Source organism: Nonomuraea sp. NPDC049129 (assembly GCF_040648495.1).
In the GTDB taxonomy this organism is placed as follows: domain Bacteria; phylum Actinomycetota; class Actinomycetes; order Streptosporangiales; family Streptosporangiaceae; genus Nonomuraea.
Genome location: NZ_JBEZDU010000052.1, coordinates 28,804 through 34,874 on the forward strand (window position 1 = coordinate 28,804; position 6,071 = coordinate 34,874).

The 6,071-nt window shown below is 67.0% G+C and carries 6 protein-coding genes and 1 pseudogene; 1 reads left to right on the forward strand and 6 read right to left on the reverse strand.

Annotated elements, in window-relative coordinates:
* Nucleotides 1-814, forward strand: an 814-nt coding sequence (locus AB0B64_RS59665) for a tetratricopeptide repeat protein (RefSeq protein ID WP_358206090.1), incomplete at its 5' end; no start/stop codon positions are given.
* A 133-nt stretch (nucleotides 815-947) separates the two neighbouring features.
* Here the strand turns inward: AB0B64_RS59665 and AB0B64_RS59670 are convergent.
* The 6 genes and pseudogenes from AB0B64_RS59670 to AB0B64_RS59695 form a co-directional block, all read right to left on the reverse strand.
* Entirely contained in the window at nucleotides 948-2,354 is a 1,407-nt protein-coding gene (locus AB0B64_RS59670) for a site-specific integrase (RefSeq protein WP_358206101.1), read from the reverse strand.
* A 2-nt stretch (nucleotides 2,355-2,356) separates the two neighbouring features.
* Nucleotides 2,357-2,590 (reverse strand): helix-turn-helix domain-containing protein, encoded by a 234-nt coding sequence (locus AB0B64_RS59675; protein WP_358206113.1) that lies wholly within the window; start codon nucleotides 2,588-2,590, stop codon nucleotides 2,357-2,359.
* On the reverse strand, nucleotides 2,587-4,161 hold the full coding sequence (locus AB0B64_RS59680) for a YfjI family protein (protein ID WP_358206122.1): 1,575 nt from the start codon (nucleotides 4,159-4,161) through the stop codon (nucleotides 2,587-2,589). Before AB0B64_RS59680 ends, AB0B64_RS59675 begins: the two co-directional genes overlap by 4 nt.
* The gene (locus tag AB0B64_RS59685; protein ID WP_358206127.1) at nucleotides 4,158-5,096 is read right to left on the reverse strand and encodes a bifunctional DNA primase/polymerase; all 939 of its coding nucleotides are present in this window, start codon (nucleotides 5,094-5,096) and stop codon (nucleotides 4,158-4,160) included. The genes AB0B64_RS59680 and AB0B64_RS59685 overlap by 4 nt, the downstream gene beginning before the upstream one ends.
* Complete coding sequence (locus AB0B64_RS59690; RefSeq protein ID WP_358206134.1) at nucleotides 5,096-5,314, reverse strand: hypothetical protein; 219 nt, start codon at nucleotides 5,312-5,314, stop codon at nucleotides 5,096-5,098. Before AB0B64_RS59690 ends, AB0B64_RS59685 begins: the two co-directional genes overlap by 1 nt.
* A gap of 140 nt (nucleotides 5,315-5,454) precedes the next feature.
* Nucleotides 5,455-6,071: pseudogene (locus AB0B64_RS59695) on the reverse strand (cell division protein FtsK); the annotation flags it as partial.

Here is a 6,071-nt window from a genome sequence, read left to right on the forward strand (position 1 = left end):
GGGAGAAGCAGGCGATGCGGCCGCAGCCCGCGACCAGCTCATCGCCCTGCTCCCCATCGAAGAACGGGTACGAGGCGCCGACCACCCCGACACCCTGACCACCCGGCACAACCTCGCCACCTGGGCAGGGGAAGCAGGCGATGCGGCCGCAGCCCGCGACCAGTACGCAGCCCTCCTCCCCATCCGTGAACGCGTCCAGGGCCCCGACCATCCCGACACCCTGACCACCCGGTACCACCTCGCCTACTGGACGGGGGAAGCAGGCGATGCGGCCGCAGCCCGCGACCAGCTCGCCGCCCTGCTCCCCATCGAAGAACGGGTACGAGGCGCCGACCATCCCGACACTCTGTTCACCCGGTATCACCTCGCCTACTGGACGGGGGAGGCAGGCGATGCGGCCGCAGCCCGCGACCAGTACGTCGCCCTGCTCCCCATCGAAGAACGGGTACGAGGCGCCGACCACCCCGACACCCTGACCACCCGGCACAACCTCGCCACCTGGACAGGGGAAGCAGGCGATGCGGCCGCCGCCCGAGACCAGCTCATCACCCTGCTCCCCATCCGTGAACGCGTCCAGGGCGCCGACCACCCCGACACCCTGACCACTCGGCACAACCTCGCCTACTGGACGGGGGAAGCAGGCGATGCGGCCGCAGCCCGCGACCAGCTCATCACCCTGCTCCCCATCCGTGAACGCGTCCAGGGCGCCGACCACCCCGACACCCTGTTTACCCGGTACAACCTCGCCAGGTTTACCCGGTACAACCTCGCCAGTTGGACAGAAAAGGCAGAGGAATCAGGCGGCGGCGAATAGTCCGAACAGCAGTAGCGTCTGTTGCATGACCAGTCGGGAGTAAGGCTGGAGCAAGTCACCCTGCTCCGTTCTTGTCGGCATTGCCACTCTCTCCGGCGAAGGGCGTTGCCAACGGGTTGCCGCCGTCGCAGAATCACTCTTCCTTCGTCTCTTTGTCTTGGTCAGCTTGGTTGAGGTCGATCCCCAGCGCTCCGTCGAGCATTGTGTGCCAGACATGGTCCTGCCCGTCGATGCATTTGGCGTAGATCTTTAGAAGCACTTCGACGCTGTGGCCTGCCCACTGCGCTACTTGGGTGGCGGGTACCCCGGCGTTGAGCCGTAGCGACACTCCTGCATGGCGCAGGTCGTATGGTCGTTTGGCAAGCTGTGACGCGGCTTGTGATGGCGTCAAGGCCAGGGCGCGGGCGGTCTTCCAGGTGCGAACGTAACCGGACTTGTAGAGCACACCTCCGCGCTCCGTTCGGAACAGCCGGCCATCTGGGGCCACACCATGGCGCTGCATGTGAGCGCGGAGGATGGCGACCAGTACGGGCGGGATAGGGATAATGCGCTTGGCCTTGCGCGGGCGACCTTTGAGGCCGCGCTGTTCGTGGGCCTGGCCGTTGTCCGTCCACTTGGTTCCCACAGTCGGCGCGGAACCGCTGAGCAACAGGCGTCCCCATCCCTTCTCCGGGAGAGTACAGTCCTCTCGCCGTAGAGCCGTTACCTCACTCGGACGCATCATGGCGTAGTACATGCAGGCGAAGAAAGCCACGAGCCGGTCCCCTCGTCTCCATCCGGAGTAGCTGACGGCAGTGAGCAGTTCGTGTACTTGCTCAGGAGAGGCAACCACGGCGGGGTCTATCTCCTCGCACACTTCTGTCTCGGGTGCTTTCCAGTCGAGTTCCTCGCTGAGCGGGTTCTTCACGAGTCGCTTCTTGAAGACGGCGTAGCGAAGCACGTTGAACAGAACCCGGCGGCGACGGCTGTAGTAACTGGGAGCCGCGGCGGTGCCGTCCATCTTGCGGGCGCAGGCGTCCAGCGCGGTTGTGATGCGGTCGTATTCGGCGAGATCAGCCACGAGCACGGATGCATTGGTGATCCACACGAGCGCCTCGGCGATCTCATGGGGCTTGTCGGTGTCGCGATGTTGTTTGTTGAACGCCCACTGGTAGAGGGCGGAGCGCAGGACCTGCGGATTAGGCGCACCGCGCCGGTCACGGACGAGGAGTGGGGTTATCGCCGCAAGGGTTTCGGCGATTGAGATGCGCTGTCTGCCTGAGACCTTGGACCAGCGCGCATCCACATAGTCGCAGGCGTGGGCGTACCAGGTGACAGTGCTGTGAGTGCGGCTCTTGGAATCCGGCATGCCCGTCGCGGTGTCGAACGCCTCCCCATTCTGGGCCGCCTTCTTCAGACCCGCCCGGAAGCTGTCGGCCAGTTCCCACGTGGAGAAGTGTTCGGTGAACACCTTGCCTTCTACGACCCACCGCACCATGTGATTGTTGAGGCCGTCTTTCCGGGTGGAGATCTTCCAGATGCGGACGTTGTAACTCTTCATGGTCAGTTTGCCTTTCGGGCGGATTCGGCCAGCGAGTCGAGCCAGGATTCGAAGTCACGGCGCTTGATGCGGAGTTCACCGTTGGGTAGCCGGTGGCAGCGTGGGGCCACGCCGAGTGCGCGCCATCGCTGCCAGGTGCGGCGCTTGATGTCGAGTTCGACGAGCAGTTCGGGAACGGTCATCCAGGTGCCGGTGCGGTTGCTGGCGTGGGCGATGCTTATGGCAGTGGGCTTCACGGGCGCATCCCTGTGTGGTTCTGGTCGTACAGGCAGGGGTGGACGGCGTAGGCAGGTGAAGGTCGGCGGCCGGGGCCGGTGCGCGGCGGCTCGAGCTCGCGCCGGATCCAGCCGAGCTGTTCCAGGAGGTCGAGTGGTGTCTCCAGCTCGCCCACCTTGCGGAAGCGGTTTCGCGGCAGGGCGGTGAACGCCTCGCGGACGGTAAAACGTGTTGTAACGGTGCGGTGGAGCCAGGCGTGTACGGTGCGGGCGGCTTCGATGTCGGAGTCCGCGCCCATGGCGTCGAAGGTGGCCAGGGCGTGAGCGGCGAAGTAGCCGCCTAGCGCGATGGCGGCGTTGACGGCGTCGGCGCTGATCGGGTGGCGAAAGGCGGACTCGACGTCGGCGGCCAGGTGGATGAGGCCGGCGATGCGCATGATTGCGCCGTCGAACTTGCCCGCCCAGTCGGTGATGTGCCCGAGGTCTCCTGAGTCCGGGCGTAGACGGGTCTCGGTCTTGCGGCGATGTTCGGTGAAAATCTCGGCGGCCTCGGCCGTCAGGGTGAGGCGTGCTGGGTCGTCCCACTCGTACATGCCGATCGTGAGTCGTTGCAGATTGGCGTCGTAGCGAGCCGCGATGTGCTCTGGCACGGGCGGCGGGTCCACACGCCGGTATCCGACGTTGCTCTTCGGCAGGCTGTAGAGGATGCGGCCGAGCAGCCCCTTGCCGCGGAAGCCAGGCATGCTCGCGATGTCGGCGATGATCTCGGGCTGCACCGCGAGTCCCATGGTCAGGGTCGCGTTGTCCGCTCGTTCGCTGCGGCCTCGGCGATCGACGATGAGTGGGTCTCCGGCGTGCCCCTTGAGGAACAGGTCCAGGTTGGGTGTGCCGGAGTAGCGGCCGGCGAGCGTGGCGAAGATGCCTCCCTCTGCGCTGAGTACTGATAGGCGTCCGCCCTGCTCGACCAGCAGGCTTGCTGCCGTTTCTGGTGTGATGTCGTCGGCCACGAGGCGCGGCTTGACCGGGACTTTGATGTCTTCCACGGCTAGTGCCGCGCTCTGTGCCTCGGCGATGGCTTCCGGCGCTGCCTCGCCGCGTGCCGCCCCGGCGGTCCGCGTGGCCTTCTCAGCCATTTCCACGGCCAGGCGACGGGATACCTCAGCCTCGGTGATCTGCGGGCCGATGCGGTCCAGCAGGAGGCTTTCGGCACGGGTCAGGGGCGTGGTCATGGCGCGGAACACGGCGGACTTGCGCGAGCCGGGTGGCATGGCGACCAGGACGAAGAGGTTCACGGGCTCGACCCAGGAGCCGCGGACGTTCACGATCGCGCGTCCGCCGGCGGCGGTGGATAGGGCGGCCAGGGCTACGCAGCCCGCCAGGTCGAGTGGCGTCTGTGTCTCCTCGGCCACCGCGCTGACGTGCTCGGCGACCCAGGCCGGGAGCGCGTGCACAGGGAAGGACGGGAGTTCGCCGCGCTGCCCTAGCGGCGCTGGTGTCTCCCAGACTGGTGGCGCGTTGTGCAACTCGGCGAGCTGGGCAGCGGCGCCCACGTTGGACAGGATGGCTTCGGCTGTCGGCTTGGCGATGGTCACGCGGCTGCCCTCCGGGGACGGCGTAGGCCGCTGTCGAGCCCTGAGCGGATGGTGTTGAACGCCTCGCGGAAGTCGAGTCCGATGGCTTCGGCTGCGTTGAGCAGGGACGCCTCGGCGAGGTTGCGTGGTAGCAGGCTGGTCGCGATGAGCTGGCCCAGAGCGAACGCGGCGATGTTGAGCGTGTCGTTGCGGGTGCCGGGAATAGCGTCCAGGACTCGTTCGACCTCGCCACGCAGCGCCGCCAGGGCGTATCCGGCTGCTCGGTCCCCACCACAAGCTGCCAGCACAGTCCCCGCGGATGTGCTGGATGCGGGCGGCGGTGTAGAGGTGAGACGCTCGGTCAGCCAGGCCGGGAGCACAGCCGGTGTCGGCCCGTGCAAAACGTCGTAGGAGCCACTGCCGTCCGGCAGGGTGACATAGCTGCCGGGGGCGACGACGTAGCCGCCGTGCGCTCGGGTGTCGATTTTCCAGCCGAGCCTGCCTGCGGTGTTGCGCAGGTCGACGTCGGCCGGGACGGTGAAGTAGAGGTGGGTGCCGCCGCGCCGGGTGCGAACCATGAACGTTTCCAGTGGGAGCGGCTGACCGGCTTGCTCGCAGAGCGAGGCCAGGGTGTCCGCGCCGTCGTTGATGCCGGGCTTCGCCCAGTCGGCGGCCGGGCGCTCGTCGGGCTTGGGCACGTCGAGGTCGAGGACGACGAGGTTGGACGGACCGCAGGCGATACCGATGTTGAACGGGCCGCGGGCCCACATGTGGCGGATGAGTGCGGTGTCGGTGGTGGCGTGCCGTTCCCACGCGGTGAAGCCGGGCAGCGGGCGCTTGTCGTTCGGGGTGAGAGGGAAGACGTGCCAGCCGCGGGTGACGGCGGCCAGGGCGTAGCGGGTGAGGTCGTGTATGTGGCTCTCCTGAGGGGTGATGCCGTGGGTGCTGGGCGGCATCAGTGGTTGCCGTCGCGGTGGAGGCGGCGGGCGTAGACGTAGAGCTGCCAGCCGAGGCGGGGCCGCTTGCCGGTGCCGTCGCAGGCGCGGCAGGTGCGGTTCTTGCCGCCGGGGCGGCATCGGGTGCAGCGGCCCCAGGGCCACGCCAGGCAGACGATGATGTAACTGAGGGTGATGAATGGTAGGCAGACTGCTAGAAGGGCGATGACAGTAGCCATGAGGGCCTCCAGGGCCGTTTCCAGGGTTTCCGCAGGTCGATGTCTAGGTGCTAGAGCCCAGGTAGAACACCATTTCGGGCTCTAGGGGAGCCTCTAGACCTAGAGGGCTGTGTCTCTAGGTCTAGAGGCGATCGGTACGACTACGACGCCTTGCCCTTGTCGCGCTGGGTGACTGCAGTGACGATGTCGTCACGGGTGATGCCGATGCGGTTGGCGCCCTTGTCGCCGCCCTCCGGTGTGCCCCACACCTGCAAGGTGCGGATGCCGTACGGCTTGAGCATGATGGTGAGCTGGGCTGTCTTCGCGCCGCCCTCCAGCGCCGCCCACGGGCCGTAGATGTCGGGCCGCAGCTCGGCCAGGCGATCTACGATGACCTCGTTCCACACTTTGGCCTCGGACGGCGGGACCACGGCCAGGATGTCGGCCAGCAGGTCGTAGCTCGGCACGGTCTGCTCGGCCGTCTCGCCGAGGGCGTGCCCGGACAGCGTTCCTGTCGTCTTGCGCAGCGCGTAGGCGCGGTCGGCGATGAGTTGGGTTTCTGGGGTGTTGAGGTAGGCGGCCTTGACCACCTTGGGCATCGGGGTCGCTCCGACCAGGTAGCCGGTGCCAGCGTCCTTCTCCGGGACGAACACCGTGGCGCGGATGCCGTTCTTGTACGCGCTGGTGCCGAGGATCATGTCGTTTTCGAGCTGGCCGGCCACCCGCAGGCAGAACCGGATGGACACGTTCGCGGAGATGCCGGTGGGCAGGCTGTCTC

Coding starts and splice junctions, on each gene's coding strand:
- AB0B64_RS59670 (WP_358206101.1), bottom strand. CDS start 2,354: ATGAAGAGTTACAACGTCCGCATCTGGAAGATCTCCACCCGGAAAGAC.
- AB0B64_RS59685 (WP_358206127.1), bottom strand. CDS start 5,096: ATGCCGCCCAGCACCCACGGCATCACCCCTCAGGAGAGCCACATACAC.
- AB0B64_RS59690 (WP_358206134.1), bottom strand. CDS start 5,314: ATGGCTACTGTCATCGCCCTTCTAGCAGTCTGCCTACCATTCATCACC.